14 protein-coding genes and 1 pseudogene are annotated in these 21,320 nt (G+C 60.2%); 8 read left to right on the forward strand and 7 right to left on the reverse strand.

Features of this window, described 5'->3' with window-relative positions; all coding sequences use genetic code 11:
* Window positions 1–168: 168 nt before the first annotated feature.
* The 5 genes from FHL16_RS28720 to tpx form a co-directional block, all read right to left on the reverse strand.
* Window positions 169–1,650 carry an efflux transporter outer membrane subunit gene (locus tag FHL16_RS28720; RefSeq protein ID WP_010459914.1) on the reverse strand — a complete coding sequence of 494 codons (1,482 nt, stop codon included), beginning with the start codon at window positions 1,648–1,650 and terminating at the stop codon, window positions 169–171.
* Complete coding sequence (locus FHL16_RS28725; RefSeq protein WP_077749972.1) at window positions 1,647–4,754, reverse strand: efflux RND transporter permease subunit; 3,108 nt, start codon at window positions 4,752–4,754, stop codon at window positions 1,647–1,649. The genes FHL16_RS28720 and FHL16_RS28725 overlap by 4 nt, the downstream gene beginning before the upstream one ends.
* Entirely contained in the window at window positions 4,751–7,855 is a 3,105-nt protein-coding gene (locus FHL16_RS28730; protein WP_010459912.1) for an MdtB/MuxB family multidrug efflux RND transporter permease subunit, read from the reverse strand. The genes FHL16_RS28725 and FHL16_RS28730 overlap by 4 nt, the downstream gene beginning before the upstream one ends.
* A complete protein-coding gene (locus FHL16_RS28735; RefSeq protein WP_077749973.1) occupies window positions 7,852–9,168 on the reverse strand; it encodes an MdtA/MuxA family multidrug efflux RND transporter periplasmic adaptor subunit in 1,317 nt (438 codons plus the stop codon). The genes FHL16_RS28730 and FHL16_RS28735 overlap by 4 nt, the downstream gene beginning before the upstream one ends.
* A gap of 444 nt (window positions 9,169–9,612) precedes the next feature.
* Window positions 9,613–10,113 (reverse strand): thiol peroxidase, encoded by a 501-nt coding sequence (tpx, locus tag FHL16_RS28740; RefSeq protein WP_077749974.1) that lies wholly within the window; start codon window positions 10,111–10,113, stop codon window positions 9,613–9,615.
* Between the two features lie 495 nt (window positions 10,114–10,608).
* On the opposite strand from tpx, the gene FHL16_RS28745 reads away from it, so the two are divergent.
* The 7 genes and pseudogenes from FHL16_RS28745 to FHL16_RS28775 all read left to right on the forward strand — a co-directional run bounded on the left by FHL16_RS28745 (window position 10,609) and on the right by FHL16_RS28775 (window position 16,849).
* Complete coding sequence (locus FHL16_RS28745) at window positions 10,609–11,034, forward strand: YciI family protein (protein WP_077749975.1); 426 nt, start codon at window positions 10,609–10,611, stop codon at window positions 11,032–11,034.
* Window positions 11,035–11,356: 322 nt separating this feature from the next.
* Window positions 11,357–11,569 (forward strand): hypothetical protein, encoded by a 213-nt coding sequence (locus FHL16_RS28750; RefSeq protein ID WP_077749976.1) that lies wholly within the window; start codon window positions 11,357–11,359, stop codon window positions 11,567–11,569.
* A 16-nt stretch (window positions 11,570–11,585) separates the two neighbouring features.
* Entirely contained in the window at window positions 11,586–12,986 is a 1,401-nt protein-coding gene (locus tag FHL16_RS28755; RefSeq protein WP_077749977.1) for a DUF1254 domain-containing protein, read from the forward strand.
* A 55-nt stretch (window positions 12,987–13,041) separates the two neighbouring features.
* Window positions 13,042–13,311, forward strand: a pseudogene (locus tag FHL16_RS28760) (hypothetical protein); the annotation flags it as partial.
* The gene (locus FHL16_RS28765) at window positions 13,308–14,336 is read left to right on the forward strand and encodes an HAD family hydrolase (RefSeq protein ID WP_077749978.1); all 1,029 of its coding nucleotides are present in this window, start codon (window positions 13,308–13,310) and stop codon (window positions 14,334–14,336) included. The pseudogene FHL16_RS28760 and the gene FHL16_RS28765, both read left to right, overlap by 4 nt.
* A gap of 147 nt (window positions 14,337–14,483) precedes the next feature.
* Window positions 14,484–15,857, forward strand: a complete 1,374-nt coding sequence (locus tag FHL16_RS28770; protein ID WP_077749979.1) for a J domain-containing protein — start codon at window positions 14,484–14,486, stop codon at window positions 15,855–15,857.
* The gene (locus FHL16_RS28775; RefSeq protein ID WP_077749980.1) at window positions 15,854–16,849 is read left to right on the forward strand and encodes a DUF3829 domain-containing protein; all 996 of its coding nucleotides are present in this window, start codon (window positions 15,854–15,856) and stop codon (window positions 16,847–16,849) included. Before FHL16_RS28770 ends, FHL16_RS28775 begins: the two co-directional genes overlap by 4 nt.
* A gap of 136 nt (window positions 16,850–16,985) precedes the next feature.
* Here the strand turns inward: FHL16_RS28775 and FHL16_RS28780 are convergent, their stop codons facing one another.
* A complete protein-coding gene (locus FHL16_RS28780; protein ID WP_077749981.1) occupies window positions 16,986–17,657 on the reverse strand; it encodes a DUF3313 domain-containing protein in 672 nt (223 codons plus the stop codon).
* Window positions 17,658–17,871: 214 nt separating this feature from the next.
* Between FHL16_RS28780 and FHL16_RS28785 the strand changes: the two genes are divergently transcribed.
* Complete coding sequence (locus FHL16_RS28785; protein ID WP_077749982.1) at window positions 17,872–20,226, forward strand: tetratricopeptide repeat protein; 2,355 nt, start codon at window positions 17,872–17,874, stop codon at window positions 20,224–20,226.
* 115 nt (window positions 20,227–20,341) lie between these two features.
* Here the strand turns inward: FHL16_RS28785 and FHL16_RS28790 are convergent, their stop codons facing one another.
* The gene (locus FHL16_RS28790; RefSeq protein WP_138739090.1) at window positions 20,342–21,244 is read right to left on the reverse strand and encodes a hypothetical protein; all 903 of its coding nucleotides are present in this window, start codon (window positions 21,242–21,244) and stop codon (window positions 20,342–20,344) included.
* Window positions 21,245–21,320 lie beyond the last annotated feature (76 nt).

Here is a 21,320-nt window from a genome sequence, read left to right on the forward strand (position 1 = left end):
CGGCAGGGCAAATCGGGCGATTGTACTGATTGCGCAAAAGAACGCACTGACAAAGTAATCAAATGGCCATCAACCCGATGAAACGCTTGTTTGATCGCCCCAAAGGCTCAAGTTGATCGGTCCCGAACTCTGCGTGGGAACGATCAACAAAGGGGTTGGGGGTCAGGGCTATTTGTTTTCGCTGACTTGAAGCGCCCCGTCCCAACCACCGCCCAGCGCTGCAATCAACTGCACGCTGGCGATCAAGCGGCTCTGTAACAGACTCAACACGTTACGTTCGTTATTTAACGCCGTGGCCTGGATCACCACCACGTCCAGGTAAGCAATCAATCCGGCCTTGTATTGATTTCGCGTCAACCGCAGGGATTCACGCGCAGCATCCAGTGCTTCCTGGCGCACGCCGGCTTCGTCTTCCAGCACCTTGAGCTGCACCAGATAGTTTTCCACCTCGCGGAAACCATCGAGCACGGTCTGGCGGTACTTGGCGACCGTTTCGTCGTAGGCCGCTTCACTGCGATCGACCTCGGCCGAACGCTGGCCGCCATCAAACAGGGTCATGGCCAGTTGCGGCCCTACCGACCAGAAGCGGTTCGGCACGCTGATCCAGTTGGCATAGGTGCTGCTGCTGTAACCGCCGTTCAGGCTCAGGGTCAGGTCCGGGTAGTAGGCGGCCTTGGCCACGCCGATGTTGGCGTTGGCCGCCATCACCGAACGCTCGGCGGAAGCGATGTCCGGGCGACGCTCGAGCAGCTGCGACGGCAGGCCCAGCGGCACTTCAGGCAATGCCGGGATGGTCTTGGTTTCGGCCAGGCTGAACTCGGCGGGTGGTAGCCCGATCAGCACCGCGATGGCGTTCTCGAACTGGGCACGCTGCCAGATCAGATCGACCATGTCCGCCTGGGTGCTTTTAAGCTGAGTCTGCGCCTGGGCCACCGCGTCCTTGCCGGAGACACCGGCGCGGTACTGGTTTTCGGTCATCTTCAGCGAGCGCTGATAGGCCTCGACGGTCGCTTCCAACAGGCGTTTCTGTTCGTCGATCACCCGCAATTGCAGGTAGTTCTGCACCAGCTCCGATTGCTGGCTCAGGCGCATCGCCGCCAGGTCGGCGAAGCTGGCTTCGGCGTTGGCCGTGTCGGCTTCCAGGCCCCGACGCAATTTGCCCCAGATATCCGCCTCCCAACTGACCCCGGCCTGCGCGGTGTAGGTGTCGCGAATCCCGCTGGAGGAACTGGTCAGGCTCGAACTGCTGCTGCCGGTGCCCTGGCTGGAACGATTTTTCCCGACTGTAAGGTCCACCGTCGGAAAAAACGCGCCCCGGGCACTGCGCACCAAGGCTTGGGCCTGACGGTACTGGGCTTCAGACTGGGCGACAGTCTGGTTGGAGCGGTTGAGTTTTTCGATCAGGCCGTTGAGCTGCTGATCGCCATACAACTCCCACCAGGCACCACGGGCCAGTGAATCACTCGGGCTGGCCTGACGCCAGCCGGCGGCTTCCTTGTATTGCACCGGCGCGGCGGCTGGCGGGCGCTGATAGTCCGGGCCGACAGCGCAAGCGCTGAGCATCGCCACGCACAGCGCCAGGCTCAACAAACGCGAGCCCCGGGCGGCTGCCAGTGGCGTGGCCAGATTGATAAGCGAACGGTCAGTCATAGCGGAGTTTCCAGAGCAGCATCGGTACGCACGCCACGCCATTTGTTGAAGCGATGGCGCAGTTTGTCGAGATAGAGGTAAACCACCGGGGTGGTGTAAAGGGTCAGCACCTGGCTGAAAATCAGCCCGCCGATGATGGTCAGGCCCAGCGGCTGACGCATTTCCGCGCCTTCGGCACGACCCAACAGCAACGGCAACGCGCCGAGGATCGCCGCCAGGGTGGTCATCAGAATCGGCCGCAGACGTTGCAGACAGGCACTGCGAATCGACTCCAGCGGCGCCAGGCCCTGCTGGCGCTCCAGTTGCAGCGCGAGGTCGATCATCAGGATGGCGTTTTTCTTGACCACGCCGATCAGCAGGAACAGCCCGAGCAACGAAATCAGGCTGAATTCGCCCCCCAGCGCGTAGATCGACAGCAACGCGCCAACCCCGGCCGACGGCAATGTCGACAAAATGGTCAGCGGATGAATGTAGCTTTCGTACAGCACGCCCAGCACCAGATAGACCGCCACCAGCGCGCCGAGAATCATCCACGGCTGGCTCTTCTGGGTGGCGGCGAAGGCATCGGCGGTGCCGGCCATTTTCGCAATGACATCCTCCGGCAGGCCCACCTTGGCAACTGCGCGCTCGATGGCGGCGCTGCCCTGCTCCACCGTGACGCCTTCCGCCATGTCGAAGGCAATGCTTTCGGAGGCGAACTGGCCTTCATGGCTGACCCGGTCATCTTCCAGACTGTTTTCATAGTGCGCGATGGTCGACAGCGGAATCCGCGCGCCGTCAGCGGTGATCACTTGCACCTGCTTGAGCGTGATCGGGTCCTGGGCGTATTTCGGATTGACCTCCATCACCACCTGGTATTGGTTGAGGCTGTCGTAAATCGTCGAGATCTGCCGCTGGCTGTAGGCGTTGTTCAACACCGAGGTGACCATGTCCATGTCGACCCCCAAGCGTTTCGCCTGATCGCGGTCGACGATCAGCGTCACTTGCTGGGCGCCCCGACCTTCACGGGCATCGATCGCCGTCAGCTCTGGCAACGCTTTCAATGCGGCGACGACTTTCGGGTACCACTGGCGCAATGCGCCCAGATCACCGCTTTGCAAGATGTAGGAATACTGCGCCGTGGTCTGTTCACGCCCCCCGCCGAACTGCAAGTCCTGGTCCGCCATCAGCATCAACTGCGCACCAGGGACCTTGGGCATTTCCTTGCGCAGGCGCTCGATGACTTTCTGCGCGGAAATGTTGCGTTCCTTGATCGGCTTCAAGCGCACCAGCATGAAGGCGTTGTTGGTGCCGTTGGTGCCGCCGATGAACCCGGCGACGCTTTGCACCGCATCGTCCTTGAGCACGGCACGGCGGAACGTTTCCATTTTCGGCTGCATGACGCTGAACGACAGACCGTCGTCGCCGCGCACAAAACCGATGAGTTGGCCGGTATCTTGTTGCGGCATAAACGTTTTAGGAACAACGACATACAACGCAATGTTAACGCCGACTGTCACGATCAGGCTGAGCAAGGTCAGCCGGCGGTGACGCAGCACCCAGTCCAGGCTGGTGGCGTATTTGCCGACCATCCACTCGTTGGCCCGCTGGCTCCAGCGCTGCAAACGATTTTCCTGCCCCGGCGTGTGCGGCTTGAGCCAACGGGCGCAGAGCATCGGCGTCAGCGTCAGCGAGACCACCAGCGAGACCACGATGGACGCTGCCAAGGTGATGGAAAACTCGCGGAACAGGCTTTCGACAATCCCGCCCATGAACAGGATCGACAGGAACACCGCCACCAGCGAGACGTTCATCGACAGCAACGTGAAGCCGACTTCCTCAGCGCCGAGGTAGGCGGCCTTCATCGGCGGCACGCCTTCATCGATGTGCCGGGAAATGTTCTCCAACACCACGATGGCGTCGTCCACCACCAGCCCGGTGGCCAGGATCAGCGCCATCAGCGACAGGTTGTTCAGGGAGAACCCGTACAGGTACATCACCGCAAACGTGCCGACCAGCGACACCGGCACCGCCAGGGTCGGAATCAGCGAGGCGCGGAAGTTACCGAGGAACAGGAACACCACCAGAATCACCAGCGCCACGGCGATCAGCAGGGTCATTTCCGCTTCGTGCAACGTCGCCTTGATCACCGGCGAGCGGTCCATCGCCAGGTTCAGCTTGACGCTGGCCGGCAGCACCGCCTGCAACGCCGGCAGCTGAGCCTTGATTTCGTTGACCGTCTCGATGATGTTCGCACCGGCCTGGCGGTTGATCACCAGCAGCACCGCCGCGTCATTGTTGAAGAAGCCGCTGTTGTAGCGGTCCTCGACGCCATCGCTGACCTTGGCCACGTCTTTCAGGCGCAATGCCGCGCCGTCGGCGTAGTGGATGATCAGCGATTCGTAATCCTTGGCCTTTTCCAGTTGATCGTTGGCCTGCACCTGCCACAGCCGCTGGCCGTCTTCGACCGAGCCCTTGGGCCGGCGCACGTTGGCATTGGCGATGGTGTTGCGCACATCGTCCAGGGCCACGCCGTACTGGTTGAGCGCCTGGGGTTCGAGTTCGATGCGCACCGCCGGCAGGGAACTGCCGCCGATCTGCACCTCACCGACGCCCCGCACCTGGGACAGGCTCTGGGACAGGATCGTCGAGGCCAAATCATAGAGCTGGCCTTTTTCCAGCACGTCGGAGGTCAGCGACAGCACCATGATCGGCGCCTGGGACGGGTTGACCTTCTTGTAGGTCGGCATGCTGCGCATCCCGCTCGGCAGCAGGTTGCGCGAGGCGTTGATCGCCGCTTGCACTTCCCGGGCCGCACCGTTGATGTCGCGGTCGAGGTCGAACTGCAAAATCACCCGGGTCGAGCCCTGGCTGGAGCGGCTGCTCATGGTGTTGACGCCGGCGATGGCGCCGAAGGAGCGTTCCAGCGGCGTGGCCACGGTCGAAGCCATAACCTCAGGGCTGGCACCGGGCAAGCTGGCCTGGACCACGATCACCGGGAAATCCATCTGCGGCAACGGCGACACCGGCAACAGGCCGAAGCTCACGCCGCCCAGCAGCATGATCGCCAGGCTCAGCAGCATGGTCGCGACCGGCCGCTTGATGAAAGGTCCGGACAGGTTCATGGCTGCTCTACCGCTTCCGCGGCTTCAGACTTGCGACCCCAGCGCCGACCGAGACGGTCGAAATACAGGTAGATCACCGGCGTGGTGAACAACGTCAGCACCTGACTCAGCAGCAAACCGCCGACCATCACCAGGCCCAACGGCTGGCGCAATTCAGCGCCGGAACCGGTGGCCAGCATCAACGGCACCGCTCCAAACAATGCCGCCAGGGTAGTCATCAGGATGGGCCTGAAACGCAGCAGCGCCGCTTGATAAATCGCGGTTTCCGGGTCCATGCCCTGATTGCGCTCGGCGTCGAGGGCGAAGTCGATCATCATGATCGCGTTCTTTTTCACGATGCCGATCAGCAAAATGATGCCGATGATCGCGATCATGCCCAGGTCATTGCCGCTCAACAACAACGCCAGCAAGGCGCCGACCGCCGCCGAGGGCAAGGTCGAGAGAATGGTGATCGGGTGGATGTAGCTCTCGTAGAGCACGCCAAGCACGATGTACATGGTCACCACCGCCGCCAGAATCAGCAGCAAGGTGCTCGACAACGATGCCTGGAATGCCTCGGCGGCGCCCTGGAACTGGGTCTGCACGCCAATCGGCATGCCGATGTCTTTTTGCACTTGTTCGATGATTTCCACCGCGTGCCCCAGCGCCACGCCGGGTGCGAGGTTGAAGGACATCATCACGGCCGGGAATTGGCCGATGTGAGTGATCGCCAGTTGCGCCTGACGCTCCTCGATGCGCGCCAGGCTGGACAGGCGCACTTGCCCGCCGTCGGTGGTCTTGACGTGAATCTGGTTCAGCGCATCCGGGCCGATCTTCTCGCCGGACTGCGATTGCAGCACCACGCGGTACTGGCTGGCCTGGGTGTAAATGGTGGAAATCTGCCGCTGGCCGAAGGCGTCGTACAGCGCATCGGTGATGTTCGACACCGATACGCCGACCCGCGACGCTGCATCGCGGTCAATCACCAGATAGACCTGCAAGCCCTTGTCCTGCAAGTCGCTGGCGACGTCGGTCAACTCCGGCCGTTGCGTCAGTGCGTCCACCAGACGACCGCTCCACAGGCTGAGCAACTCGGAATCTGGCGACGACATGCTGAACTGGTATTGCGTGCGGCTGACACGGTCTTCAATGGTCAAGTCCTGCACCGGCTGCATGAACAGGCGAATGCCAACCAGCTTGTCCAGTTCCGGTTGCAGACGGGCGATCACTTCGGTGGCGCTCAGGTCGCGGTTGCTGTGGGACTTGAGGTTGATCAGCAGGCGACCGCTGTTGAGCGTCGAGTTGTCGCCGTCGACACCGATGTAGGACGACAGGCTCTCCACCGCCGGATCGGCCAGGATCACCTTGGCCAGTTCCTGCTGCCGCTCGCTCATCGCCGCAAAGGAAATCGACTGCGGCGCCTCGGAAATGCCCTGGATAACGCCCGTGTCCTGCACCGGGAAAAAGCCCTTGGGCACGATCAAATACAGGAACACGGTCAGCGCCAGGGTGCCGATGGCTACCATCAGCGTCAGCGGTTGATGCTTGAGAACCCACTTTAACTTGCGGCCGTAAGCCGCGATCATCCAATCAATTGTCGCGCCGCTGGCCCGGTAGAAACGGCCCTGTTCTTCTTCCTTGGGTTCACGTTTCAACAACCGTGCGCACATCATCGGCGTCAGGGTCAGCGACACGACCAGGGAAATCAGGATCGCCACCGCCAGGGTGATGGCGAATTCGCGGAACAAGCGCCCCACCACGTCCGCCATGAACAACAGCGGGATCAGTACCGCGATCAAAGACAGGGTCAGGGAAATCAGGGTAAAGCCGATCTGCTTGGCGCCCTTCAGCGCCGCATTAAGGGGACTGTCCCCTTCTTCGATAAACCGGGAAATGTTCTCCAGCATCACGATCGCATCGTCCACCACGAAACCGGTGGCGATGGTCAGGGCCATCAAGGTCAGGTTGTTGACCGAGAAACCGGCGAGGTACATCACGCCGAATGTGCCGATCAACGACAGCGGTACGGCCACCGACGGAATGATCGTGGCGCTGAAGCGGCGCAGGAACAGAAACGTGACCATGACCACCAGCGCGATGGCGATCAGCAATTCGTGCTGCACGTCGGTGACGGAGGCGCGGATGGTCTGGGTGCGGTCGGTGAGGACCGTGACGTCGAGGCCGGCCGGCAGGTTGTCGGTGATGCTCGGCAGCAAGGCCTTGATACGGTCGACCACCTCGATAACGTTCGCGCCGGGCTGACGCTGAATGTTCAGCAACACCGCCTGGTTTTCATTGGCCCACGCCGCCAGGCGTTCGTTCTCGGCACCGTCGACAATCTCGGCCACGTCCTTGAGGCGCAGCGGCGCGCCGTTGGCGTAGGCCAAAATCAGGTTGGCATAGTCCTTCGGCGAGGTCAGTTGGTCGTTGGCATCGAGCATCGAGACCCGGGTCGGGCCGTCGAAGTTGCCCTTGGGCTGGTTGACGTTGGACGCGCCGATCAGGGTGCGCACATCCGACAGGTTCAAGCCATTGGCCGCCAACGCCTCCGGGTTGACCTTGATCCGCACCGCCTGGCGCTGGCCGCCGGCAATGCTGACCATGCCGACGCCGCTGATCTGGGCGATTTTCTGCGCCATGCGCGTATCGACCAAGTCGTTAAGCTTGGGCAACAGCATGGTTTTGGAGGTGATGGCCAGGGTCAGCACCGGGGTGTCCGCCGGGTTGACCTTGTTGTACACCGGCGGTGCCGGCAGGTCCTTGGGCAGCAGATTGGTCGCAGCGTTGATCGCGGCCTGCACCTGCTGTTCGGCGACGTCCATGTTGATGTCGAGGCTGAAACGCAGGGTCAGCACCGACGCGCCACCGGAACTGGTCGACGCCATCTGAGTCAGGCCGGGCATCTGCCCGAACTGACGCTCCAGCGGCGCGGTCACGGCGCTGGTCATGACATCCGGGCTGGCGCCGGGATACAGCGTCATGACGCGGATGGTCGGGTAATCCACCTGAGGCAATGCCGACACCGGCAGCAGCCGATAAGCAATCACGCCCGCCAGGATAATGGCCAGCATGCTCAGCGTGGTGGCGACCGGGCGAAGGATGAACAGCCGCGAGATGTTCATGCGCCGCCCTTTTTCGCCTTGTCGGTGGTCGCCGGCTCAGCCGAGCTGGCTGCCGACTTGCCTTGCAGATGCCCGGTCGGGGTGGTCGGCACGTCCTTGGTGTCGTTGACCACCTCCACTTCGCTGCCTTCCTTCAGGCGGTCAGTGCCTTCGAGGACCACACGGTCCCCAGGCGCCAGGCCTTCGGTAATCACAGTGTTTTCACCGTCACTGGCACCGACTTTCAACTGGCGGATCGCGACTTTCTTGTCACCGTCCATGGCGTAGACGAAGGTGCCGTTAGTGCCGAACTGAATCGCCGCCGATGGCGCGAGCACCACGTCTTTCAAGGTGTCGGCGAGCAGGTGGACGTTGACGAACTGATTGGGGAACAGCGCCTGATCACGGTTCTCGTAGCGTGCCTTGAATTTCAGGGTGCCGGTGGTCACGTCGATCTGGTTGTCCAGGCTCTGCAACACACCGGTGGCCTGCAACTTGGTGTCACCACGGTCCCAGGCTTCGGCCGGCAATTTGGCGCCGGTGCGGTAGCGTGCCAGGACGATGTCGAGGCTGTTTTCCGGCAAGGTGAAGGCGACGCTGATCGGTTGGGTCTGGGTGATGATCGCCAGCGCCGTGGTGTCGTTGGCCGCCACCAGGTTGCCGACGTCCAGCTGCCGCAGACCCACGCGCCCGGTTATCGGGGCGCGGATCCTGGTGAATTCGAGATTGAGCTTGGCGTCGTTGACCGCCGCCTGATTGGTCTTGACCGTGCCCTGGTACTGGGCGACCAGTGCTTCGGCGGTGTCCAGGGTTTGCTTGGCGATGCTGTCTTCCTTGAACAGGCCGCGATAACGCTCGACGTCGACCTGCGCGTTTTTCAGTTGTGCCTGGTTCTGCAGCAGCGTGCCTTCGGCCTGGAGCAAGGCGTTCTGGTAAGGGCGCGGATCGATTTCAGCCAGCAGGTCGCCGGCCTTGACCATCTGCCCTTCTTCGAAGGAAATTTTCATCAGTTCGCCGCCAACCCGACTGCGCACATTGATGGTGTTCAGTGCGGTAACGGTGCCCAGTGCCTTGTAGTACAGCGGAAAATCACCCTTGACCGCCGGCGCCACACGCACCGGGATCGGTCCGGTCGCCCCGCCGAAACCAGGACGCATCCCCCCCGACTTGCCGGTGTGGCCGGCCACGGCTTTCGGCGCAGCTCCGTCCTTATTGGCAGTGCCGGCGGGCCAGAATTTCCAGCACAGGCCCGCGATGACCAACAGGACAAGCAGGCCGAGCAGCCAGCGACGAGGATTACGGGAAGCGGAGGATTGCATGGAATGATCAACCATTGGGCGCGTGAGCTTCTTTCTACGGGAGGCTGAACGATAAGCACTGGTGGGCATTAAGCAAAGCGCCTTTACCGGCAATTTACCTTCGGCTTACGTAACAGGAGATTTATCTAAGACACTGAAGCACAAATGAAAACGGCCTGGACAGAGGGGGCGTTCTCAGCTAATTACCCCGCCGCGCCGGGTCTGCTGTTGTGCAGAGCTAGGCGCGAGAAGCGTGGTTTGGTCATTCCAAATAAGCTTCGAGCAACGCAGCCCTGCACAACAGCAGGCCCGGCCCTTCGGGTTGTGCCTTCAAGCGGGCCAGCCTGCGTTGCAGGCCTTGGAAAGGGAACAACCATTCCCAGCGGCCTGCGCCTTGCCTGGCCCGCTTTAAGGCGACAACGCGGCGGGGAAATTAACTGAGAACGCCCCCTCAGGCCGTTAACAATTGTAAAAGTAACCTTATTTCAGAACGGCGAGTGCCGCTTCGTAGTTCGGTTCTTCAGCAATTTCCTTGACCAGTTCGCTGTGCAGAACGTTGTCGTTTTCGTCCAGTACCACGACGGCACGGGCGGTCAGGCCTTTGAGCGGGCCGTCAGCGATGGCCACGCCGTAGTTCTCGATGAACTCGGCACCGCGCAGGGTCGACAGGTTTTGTACGTTTTCCAGGCCTTCGGCGCCGCAGAAGCGAGCTTGAGCGAACGGCAGGTCAGCGGAGATGCACAGCACCACGGTGTTGGCGATGTCGTTGGCCTGGGCGTTGAACTTGCGTACCGAAGTGGCGCAGGTCGGGGTGTCGACGCTTGGGAAGATGTTCAGCACTTTGCGTTTGCCGGCGAAGCTCGCCAGGGTCACGTCGGACAGATTGCCGGCGACCAGGGAAAAGGCTGGCGCCTTGGAACCGGCTTGTGGCAGTTGGCCGTTGACTTGAACCGGGGAGCCTTTAAGAGTGACTTGAGCCATGAACGGAGTCCTTCTGACATTGTTGTGGAGAATTTTGAAGAGGCCGAAGTTAACCACGAAATGGGCCGACGACCTATGCCCGGATACAAATTGTGAAGTGTCGCCCCCTAAACTGGATACAACTCTTCCAAACGACACAGAAACCTGTAGGAGCGAGCCTGCTCGCGATAGCAGACGAACATTCAAAATGGATGTCGATTGGTACACCGCTTTCGCGAGCAGGCTCGCTCCCACAGGGTCGGATGCGTGCCCACTGTCTCAGCAACCGCAGCACATTTTGGTGCCGCGTCTCGAAAATCCGGCGCATATCAACGCACCACCGACAGCCGAACAGTTCGCGCAGCCGGTGTACAGCGTACCGCCCTCTCCCGCCTTCACCCGGCGTTCAAGATGAAAGGCAGCCACCGCCTCTACATTTCACACATTGCCTGTCGATTCGGCTCACGCCCATTCGACTAGACAGTGAATCACCCACCCTCCAGCGGAGATAAAACCATGCGATTCATGATCATTGTGAAAGCCAGCCCGGACTCCGAGGCCGGTGTGCTGCCCACCGAGGAATTGATGACAGCGATGGGCAATTACAACGAGGAACTGACCAAGGCCGGCATCCTCATCGACTGCGACGGCCTGCAACCAAGCAGCAAAGGCGCCCGGGTGCGTTTCTCCGGCGAAAAACGCACGGTCATCGACGGCCCGTTCACCGAAACCAAAGAGCTGATCGCCGGTTACTGGATTTGGGAGGTCAAGTCGAAAGAGGAAGCGATCGAGTGGGTCAAACGCTGCCCCAATCCGATGCCGGGCACCGAAGCGGAGATCGAGATCCGCCCTATATACGGAGCGGAAGATTTCGGCGAGGAATTCACTCCGCAACTGCGTGAGCAGGAAGAACGGATACGCGAGCAGATGAAAAAGCGCTGAACATTGCAGGGGGTTAAGCGTCCAGCGCCACCTCATCAACACCTTTCTCGGGCAAGTCGATCACCACACCGCGCTCTCTTGCAGGTGCCAGGCTTGCCCGCGATGGCTTTTCTGCCACATCACCCAAGCCTCAGGTTTGCATTCAATTTCAATGCACAAAAAATACCGAAAACCTGAACAAACTTCCAAAGCCCCCGTCCGGCTGGCGAATCCGACGTTAGCTGCTAACTTCAACAAACATGTCATACAGGCTTGATAGGAAAGAGATTACGCAGCAGTGGCAACCGCGACACAACTGCCTTTCGGTAAATAGGAGTCTCGTATGCACTGTGCAATTCGCTTGGCCGGCTACAGCCTGATGACCATGTTCGTCAGTTGCGGCGTCGGTGCCCAGGACCTCGATACCCAAATCCGCAAGGCTGCGCTGGAAAACAGTCTGCCGGCCCAAGAAGCGATCCTTTGTTTCTACACGGGTTCTATGGCGATCGACCCCCCATCCCGTCCGGTACTCGACGCCGTCACAGCGGTGAAATGACGCCCAAGGGTTCACTATGACTAACCGCCTGTTGCTCACCGCGCTCTCGCTCGCCCTGAGCACCAGCGCCTGGGCCGACTTCACTGCTACTCCCGAAGACGCCCGGGGCATCGCCAAGGAAGCCTACCTGTACGGATTTCCGGTGGTGGAGATGTACAAAACCCTCTACTCCCAAGCGGTTGACACGAAGAGCGCGAACTTCAAGGCGCCGTTCAACCGGATCGGCAACACCGCGAAGGCGTTCACCGCCAAGGACACTGCGTTCGTCACACCCAACGCCGACACGCCCTACTCCTTTGTGTGGATGGACCTGCGCGCCGAACCGGTGGTGCTGACCTTGCCGCCCATCGACGAGCACCGTTACTACTCCGTGCAATTGATCGACGCCTACACGCAAAACTTTGCGTACCTGGGCACCCGCAGTACGGGCAACAACGGCGGGCATTTCATGGTCGCCGGCCCCAACTGGCAGGGTCAGCAACCGGTAAAAATGGATCGACTGCTGCGCAGCGAAACCAACATCGCCTACGCCCTGTATCGCACGCAGCTGTTCGATGAAAAGGACCTGGCCCAGGTCAAGAAGATTCAGAAAGGCTACAAGGTCGAAACGCTGAGCCACTACGTCAAGCAAAAGGCCCCACCCGCCGCGCCGAAGATTGCCTGGCCCAAACCCACCCCGACCATGAGCGATACCCCTGATCTGTTCCGCTACCTTAACTTCATGCTGGCCTTCGCCCCGGCGCATGACTCGGAAACGGACTTGCTCGCGCGCTTAAAGACCATCGGCATCGAGGCCGGCGAGCCTTTCAACCTGCACGACTTCACCGCAGAACAACGCCAGGCCCTGGAAGACGGTATCAGTGATGCCAAGGCCGAATTCGCCCGATTCAAGAAAGACAAAGTCGATACTCACGAGGTCACCAGCGGCGATTTCTACGGCACTCGCGATCACCTCAAGGGCAATTACCTGTACCGCTACGCTGGCGCCAATATGGGGATTTTCGGCAACTCGGCCGAAGAGGCCAATTACATCGGCTATTTCGTCGACAAGGACGGCAAGCCGCTCGACGCCTCGAGACACGATTACACCCTGCATTTCGACAAAGGCGCCCTGCCCCCGGCCGATGCGTTCTGGTCGCTGACGATGTACGACAGCAAGAACAAGTTGCTGGTGGCCAACCCGCTGAATCGCTACCTGATCAACTCGCGGATGCTGCCCGATCTCAAGCTCGACACCGACGGTGGCTTGACCCTTTATCTGCAAAACAGTGCACCGGCCAAGGACCTGCAAAGCAACTGGCTGCCTGCGCCGGAAGGCCCGTTCTATGGGGTCTTGCGCCTTTACCTGCCACAACCCGAAGTTGCCAGCGGCCAGTGGAAAATGCCGCTGCTAAACCCCGTGCCTGCTAAACCATGAATTCCCACCCCATAGACCGCAGGAGCACCCCGACCGACACACCCGGTGCAAAACTCCGGTGCAGATCGATGGCAAACCGGCACAACTGAGCGCCCTGTACCTCTGGGGCAGACGCAGCCGCCTGGGCCTGAAACCGGGCAACCTCGGCCCGCGCCTGCAAAACCTGTTGCGCGCCTGTTACAGCCGGCAACCGACCGAAGATCAGGCGCTGCGCCAACTGAAGAAATCCTTGGCTACGCTGCATAGTCAGACCTGTCACCACCCGCCCCCGGCAGCTGACGCGTTGCGCCCACTCAACCCTATTCACGAGAAGGACTTCCCATGACAAACCTGATGTCGACCCGCCGACGCCATGGGCTGAGGCTGCTGTTTGCGCTGGTCTTGAGCATGCCGCTGCTGGCCCTGGCAGCCGAACCCTTGCCCTCGTGGAACGACGGCCCATCGAAGAAAAGCATCATCGAGTTCGTCCAGACCGTCACCGACCATTCCAGCAAGGACTTCGTCAAACCCGAGGACCGCATCGCCGTCTTCGACAATGACGGCACGTTGTGGAGCGAACAGCCGATGTATTTCGAGTTGCTGTTTGCCCTCGAAGAGGTCAAGCGCACCGCACCGCAACACCCGGAATGGAAAACCACCCAGCCCTTCAAAGCCGTGCTGGAAAACGATCACCAGGCCCTGGCTGCCACCGGTATGGACGGCATCCTGAAGATCTTCGGCGCCACCCACACCGGCATGACCACCGACGCCTTCGATGACTACGCCAAGACCTGGCTGAGCCAAGCCAAACATCCGAAAACCGGCAAGCCGTACACCGAGATGATCTTCCAGCCGATGCTGGAAATGCTCGATTACCTGCGCAGCCAGGACTTCAAGACCTACATCGTCTCCGGGGGCGACACCGCGTTCATGCGCGCCTTTGCCGAGAAGGTCTACGGCATTCCACCCGAGCAAGTGATCGGCACCACCTTTGTCACCGCGTTCCAGTTCAAGGACGGCAAGGCCTCGATCGTGCGCACCCCGAAACTGGCCCACAACGACGACGGCCCGGGCAAACCGGAAAGCATCGACGCGGTGATCGGGCGTCGGCCGATCCTCGCGTTCGGCAACTCCGATGGCGATCTGCAAATGCTGCAGTGGACCGCCGCCGGGCCGGGCAAACGCTTCATGGGGCTGGTGCACCACACCGACGCCAAGCGCGAATGGGCCTATGACCGTCAATCTCAGATCGGGCGTCTGGACAAGGCCCTGGACGAAGCCAAAACCCGTGGCTGGACGATTGTGGATATGGCATCCGAATGGCGCCAGATCTATCCGTTCGATGCGCCCGCTCCCGAGCAAGTGCAATAAAAAAAGCGTTACGCCGGACTGCAATAAACGTTTGTCGGTGACTGAAGGTAAGACCCGAGGACTTTTCGACGCGAAACAGGTAGGGGGCGCAAAAATCAAATTGCCACTAGTGGACGCGTCCCGGGTTTTCATGGAGTTGCACACGCAATGAGTTGCTGGACCACCCTTGGCCTCCCGGCCGATGCCGATACACGCAGTATCAAACGCCAATACGCAATCCTGCTCAAACAGACGCGCCCGGATGAAGACCCAGAGGGCTTTCAGCGTCTGCGTGAGGCGTATGAGCAAGCGCTGAGCATCAAGGAATGGGAGCAATTGCGCGAGGATGACTCGGGTAATGATGCCCCGTGGGACCTGAGCGGGCTGTCGGTGGTGGAAGTCGACACGCTGCAACGGGTCACCCGTTCGCTGGACGGTGTCAGCCGTGTCGAGCTCGAACAACGTTATGCCGCCGCCCTCGAACATGGCGCGGCCGATGTGATGGAAGACGCCGTGCTCAGGCATTGCGTCGAACACTTCGAGACCTGTGAAACACTGCTCGAATGGGCAATGGAAACCTTTCACTGGTTCAGTCTCTGGCAGCGCCTGGAACTGGACGAAGAACTGATTGTAGAACTGTCGCTACAGCGCGAGCGCTTGGCGGAGCGTCGTGAAGCGCCGATATTTCTGGCCCGGCAACAACGCCTCGCCGCAGAACCCGCTGCCACGCCAGAGCATCGCGCCGCCCACTTGCTGCTGGCGCCGGGCCCATTCAGTCAGCGCCGAGCCCTGGCCCGACGCTTGCGCGAAGACGACTGGGTGCACTGTCGAAAGCTGAGCTCTGCGTTGTACGCCAACCACCCCGACATCTGCGCAGACCTGCCCGGCGGTACGCCGTTCTTCTGGCGTGACTGGGAACATGCCTATGACAGCTGGCCGATTTACCTGGGTATTGTCCTGGCCTGTCTGGTCGGCACCTTTATTCAGTTCGCGCCGTTGGGCACGCGTCTGGGCGAATTGATCGGCGTCACGGTGTTCTGGTCGATGATATTCGCGGTCGTCGGATGGGCACTCAACTGGCTGACGGCGCACGTTGCCCATCGCTTTTGGTGGCTGGACGATCGATTGAGTGTGCGCCTTTCGCCCTCGCTCATGCCCCTGCCGTTTGGAGTACTGCGCGACTTGATTCCCTGCATTGCGATGGCGGCGGGCATTGGCAACGTGTATGGCGTGGTCGGCAGCATCGTTTACATCACGACACTGATGAGTGTCGGACTTATACGCCGACGGAAGGTCAAACCGCACGTTTCCTGGCAACACGCCAGCCCCTTGCTCAAGCGCAGCCTGATGGGCGCGGGCATTTTGGTACTGGTTTTAGTACTCGGCGTGTTCAAAGTGATCTCAAGCCAAAGTACGGTCAACCGCAACCAGGGCCTGCAACAGTGGACCGAACGCTTGTGCAGCCGGATGCCGGCCACCGCCAGCGAATGCAACGCACCGGCCACTGTTGAGCAGTGGTACGGCCAGGAGAAACAGCCATGAACCCGAAATGGCTGTTCCCGGTGGCGACCCTTTTGATGCTGATCCTGATGGGGCTGGCCGGCTCTTCGACATTCGTCGCCCGCATCGATTTGTGGCTGGATCGACACGACGCTCCGCTCACCGCGCAGGCCAATGCCCTGAGCCCGGTGATCGATTGCATCAACCGGGTCGACGTGCATTGGCGGGTCGCCTACGCACTGTACAAATCGCCGAAGCAACCTGCGGAACCGGTGCGAGACTGGATCGCCAACCAGCATGATTTCGACGACAACGGTGCCCGTGATGCGCCCGCCATTCAAAGGGATATCTGTTCGCCGAAAATCAGCGAAAAACTCAAGTTGCTGGACTACGACCCAACACTGGCGTTGAAAGCCGATGCCTACGCACAGGCATTACAGCAAGTGACGCCCTTTACGCAGCAAATCACCTTTTACCGACAGGCGCGTTTTTCGACCGCCATCAGTGAGGTGCAGCCCGCCTTTGCCGATCAATTCAGACCCAGGGCCGAGGACTACCTCACGGCGTCAACGGTACTGAGGCAGCAGGTTGAAGCGCTGGACCTCGAACAGCGGCGCGAGCAACTCAAACTGATCGAAGCGCGCCTGGGCAAGGACATTCACTGGTATTTGCTGGCCTACATGATCCAGGCCAGGGACACGCTGAACCTTGTAACGGAGGGCGTGAACAATCGAAGCCTGACGCCGCAGGCACTGGCTAAAGCCATCGCTGAACTGCAATTGGCCTGGGATTACCTGCAGCAGTTCGGTCAACGCCATATCCAGGGAACGCAAAAACGTAACGAAGCACCCAGTTATCTCTGGTCGCACATCGCCAGGCCGACTCAGAAGTATCTGGATGCCTTGAATGCGCTGCACAAGGACTGGAAGAACAAGGCTGAACCACAGCGATTGAGTGATGATTTTTATGCGGTGACGCGTGGATATGATTCGCTGATCAGCCATTACAACCGACTGGCGCGTGCTGATTATTGAGTGATGTGTTGTGCTTGAGGCCGCCTTCGCGGGCAAGCCTTGCTCCTACAGGATCAGGTCGTTCATAAAGTTGACTAACGACTCAACACCGTAGGAGTGAGGCTTGCCCGCGAAGCGACCATCAACCGTCAACGCATCACTTGGACTTAAGCTTTAGAAAAGACTGATGCAAATCCGACGCCCAACCATCAATCACGCCCTTCACGTCATCGACCTTCATCACCTGAGATTCGTTTTCCAGCGGCTTGCCGGTGCCCTTGCGCACGACCTGGGCTAACACATGGTTATTGCCGCCATCGAGGAACACCGCTTCGGTGGCCAGATCGGTCTCTTGATCACGAATACCGCTGGCCGTGCTGACCGCCGCGGCCACCAGCGCAATCGGGATCACTTCATAAGGTTTCAGCCCTTCTGTCTTGCTGCTTACCGCCGTAATCGCGGCACGTACCACCATCACGCCCGGGCCAGGACCTGCGGCCAATGGCAGGGATTTACCCACCTCGCGCTTCAGCGCCTGGTCGTAGTAACCGGTGATGCCGTTGAGGGTCGCCTGGGGGATTTTCACCGTCGGTTGTGGTTTCGGATAGAGCTGGGTCGGCTCAATGTAGACGCTGGTGTATTGACGGATGTCGAGCTTGGGATCGACCCAGCGCATCACTGTCGCGCCCGAGGGTGACTTGGCTTCCTTGAGTTGACTGTAGTCCTTGAGAAAACCTGAATACTGGTCCGGCTCTACGACTTTGCTGGCACAGCCCACCACCCCGATCGAGGCAATGCACAACGTGCTCATCATTAACGCAAGCTTCATGCTGTAACTCCTGTCAGAAGGCCGACAACGGTATTGCATACGGGAATTACAGTTATAGCCAACGCACAGCGATTTGTTGTCAAAAAGCACACTATTTATCTATCGCTGCGCAATGGCTCACAAGCGCCATTTGACAGACACAGAACCTCCGGCAAAGCTGCATCAAGCCTCAACGCACGCCTGACGGCCAATGCACTGGACTATGGAAGCTGCAATGCCGAAATATAAAAATAAAGCAGCAACCCCAACCCCTGATTCACCACCGACATTGATTAACCGTTACCTGTTTCCCGTGACCATCGGCGTCTTGCTGGTGGCCGTGGCGGCAATCGGCTGGTTTCTGCTGTACAGCACGCCAGCGCCGATCAATACCGTGCCCGTCAGTACGCCGACTGTTCAGCCGGCCAAAGCGCAATCCGTCGTCGTGACACCGGCGAAGATGGTCGATGAGCAACAATGCCGGGGCTGCCACAGCGAACAGATGAAAGATTGGCAAGGCTCCCATCACCAGTTGGCGATGCAGGAGGCCAATGCCGAAACGATGCTGGGCGATTTCAATAACGTCACGTTCAAGGCGCAAAACGAAACCACCCGTTTCTCGCGCAAGGACGACGGTTTCTGGGTCAACACGCCCGGTATTGACGGCAAGAATGCCGACTTCAAAGTGGCCTACACCTTTGGCATCGCGCCGTTGCAGCAATACCTGATAGAGGTCGGCGAAGGTCGCTTGCAAGCGCTGGGTGTGGCTTGGGATACCGAGAGAAACCGCTGGTTCCACCTCTATCCGGGCCAGGGCGTGAATTTCAAGAACCCGCTGCACTGGAGCAAGCCCAGCCAGAACGCCAATTTCATGTGTGTCGAATGCCACACCACTGGTTACAAGCGCAATTTCGACGCGGCCAAAAACACCTTCGACAGCCAGTGGAACAGCCTCGGTGTCGGTTGTCAGGCGTGCCACGGGCCCGCGTCCAACCACCTGGAATGGACGGCGAAGAAAGGCGATCTGATCCACGCCGGCTTTGCGGTCGACCTCAAGGACAAGGACGCCACGGTCGAAATCGAAACCTGTGCCCGCTGCCATTCGCGCCGCGCACCGCTGGGCGACGGCTACACCGTTGGCAAGCGTTTGATGGACGACTACCTGCTGAGCCCCCTGACCCGCGAGCTGTACGCGCTGGACGGCAAGATCAAGGATGAAGTGTTCGAACACGGCTCCTTCGCCCAAAGCAAAATGTTCGACAAGGGCGTGCGTTGCAGCAACTGCCACAACCCCCACAGCACCGAACTCAAGGCCCCGGGCAACGGCGTTTGCCTGCAATGCCACAACATCGCCGGCAAGACTTCGGTGACAGGCGTCGACGGCAAGGGTTTGCAAGCCAAGAACTACGACTCCATCGAACACACCCGCCACACCCCGGGCCAGCCTGGCTCCCAATGCGTGGATTGCCACATGCCCGGCAAGTTCTACATGGGCAACGACTTCCGGCACGACCACAGCTTCAGCATTCCCAACCCGGAGCGGGCAAAAAAACTCGGCACGCCGGACGCCTGCCTGACCTGTCACCAAGGCAAGGCCGGCGACAAGGTCACTGAGCAATTCAAACTCTGGAACACCGCCACCACGGCGCAGGCGCCACGCTACGACGAAAGCCTGTGGTTGATTCGCAACGGCCAGCCCGGCGCCGCGCAAGCCTTGTACGAACAGTTGCAGCGCAGCAACCTGCCGGCGATTCAGCGCGCCACCTTGCTGGCAGAACTGCCGCTGTACCCGAGCGAACAGGCCTTGAAACTCGCGACCAAGGACTTGAGCAACCCTGCACCGCAAGTGCGTGAAAGCGCAGTGCGGGCAATCAGTGCGTTCCTGCCGCCACCGGAGCGTGCGCCGCTGCTGACGCCGTTGCTGGGCGATCCGGTGAAGGCGGTGCGGATCGTCGCGGCCCGAGACTTGCTGAGCGTCGCGCGTAACGGATTGGGCAGCGCCCAGGCCAACTGGAACGCGGCCATTGCCGAATACGAAGCGGTGCAAAAAAGCCTGGCCGAGCGCGCCGAGTCCAACCTGAACCTGGCGATGCTCTACCAGGCCAGCGGGCGCAACGACGAAGTCGAATCGCTGCTGCGCACCGCCCTCAAGCGTGATCCGGATTTCTACCCGGCGCTGGTCACGCTGGTGCAATGGCTGGAAGCCAATGGACGCGGCCAGGAAGCGCAGGCGCTGTTGGGACAAAGCCTGAAAGAACACCCGGACACCGCCCTGCTGCAACACACCCAGGGCTTGGCGCTGGTGCGTGCGGGCCAGTCAGCGCATGCCATGCCAGCCTTACGCAAAGCCGCGCAACTGGAACCGCAGAACGCCCAATACGGCTACGTGCTGGCGGTGGCGTTGCACGACAGCGGCAAGGTTGATGAGGCATGCGAAGAGCTGGAGCGGTTGTTGAACGTGCAACCGGCCAACCGCAATGCGCGGTTGTCGCTGATCCAGTACTACCTGGATAACGGGCAGGAACCGAAGGCGCAGGTGCTGTTGCAACGCTGGAAGAAAATGAACGGGGGCGATCCGGCGTTGAAATGACCGATGGTTGACCCGAAGGCCTCTTCGCGGGCAAGCCTCGCTCCTACAGGGTTTATGCAATCCTGGTGGGAGCGAGGCTTGCCCGCGATGGCGTCAACCCGGTTTCAGATCGGATTTACCACGAAGAACCACTCTTCAACGCCAACTCCCGCCGGCTGTTCGCCCGCATCGCCTTGATCAGCGACACCGTGCCCACCAGGATAATCACCCCCGCGAACAAAAAGTCGATGGTGTACAGCTGGAAGTCCTTCATCGGCCCCACCAGCAACACCCGGATCGCGCCGATACTCACCAGCGTGGCGAGAAAATCGATCCCCGGTTCATCGCGATAGAACACGTGCAGCAGCGGCAGGCACAGCACCAGCAACAAGAGCAGCACGATCACCTTGAACGAGCCTTTGCGCTCGACGCTGAACGCGCACTCGTGGGCGCCGAAGGCCTTGTAGTCTTCATCGCGGATCATCGCGTTGCGTTCGTTGATGTAGTCGACGCGGTTGTACTTCTGGACCGGCGTGAAGGTGTTCGACATCTCCATCAGCGTGGTGATGTTTTTGAACCTCAAGTCGATGCGCTCGTTGCCCTTGAGGTAATACAGCACCGGTTTGTAGCCATAACGGTAGGTATCGAAGGGAAAATCCGTGGCCCGGCCCTGCACTCCGATGCGCCTTGGCTCAAGTTCGGCGTAGGCGCTTTTGTTGGCCGATGCTAGGTTGCGGCTCAGCGGCTGGACCTTGACCTGCTCAAGGAAAATCGGCGTGACGCCGAACGACCACTGCAAAGGTTCCAGACGCAGGCGCAGTTCGTTGCGGCCCAGGTCGTAGCGGTTGAAGGTGCGCTCGGACACCACCACGGCACCACTGAGCATGAACTCGCCACGCACCGTGTTGGTGATGCGCAGCGTCAGTTGATCCTTGCCCAATAGCGCGGCATCGCTGGCCGGTGGCGTGCCGCACCAGGCCGTGCTGTCGAAGGCTCCGCCCAACTGGCCGTCACGGTTTTCCGTGAAAAAGGTAATCATATTTATTGTTACACCCCTCTATCCCCAATAAATATTGCGCGAAACGGCAGGTAACTGTTTTTCTGTTACAGGACGT

This window comes from Pseudomonas sp. FSL W5-0299, from assembly GCF_005930655.1.
GTDB lineage: Bacteria > Pseudomonadota > Gammaproteobacteria > Pseudomonadales > Pseudomonadaceae > Aquipseudomonas > Aquipseudomonas mandelii.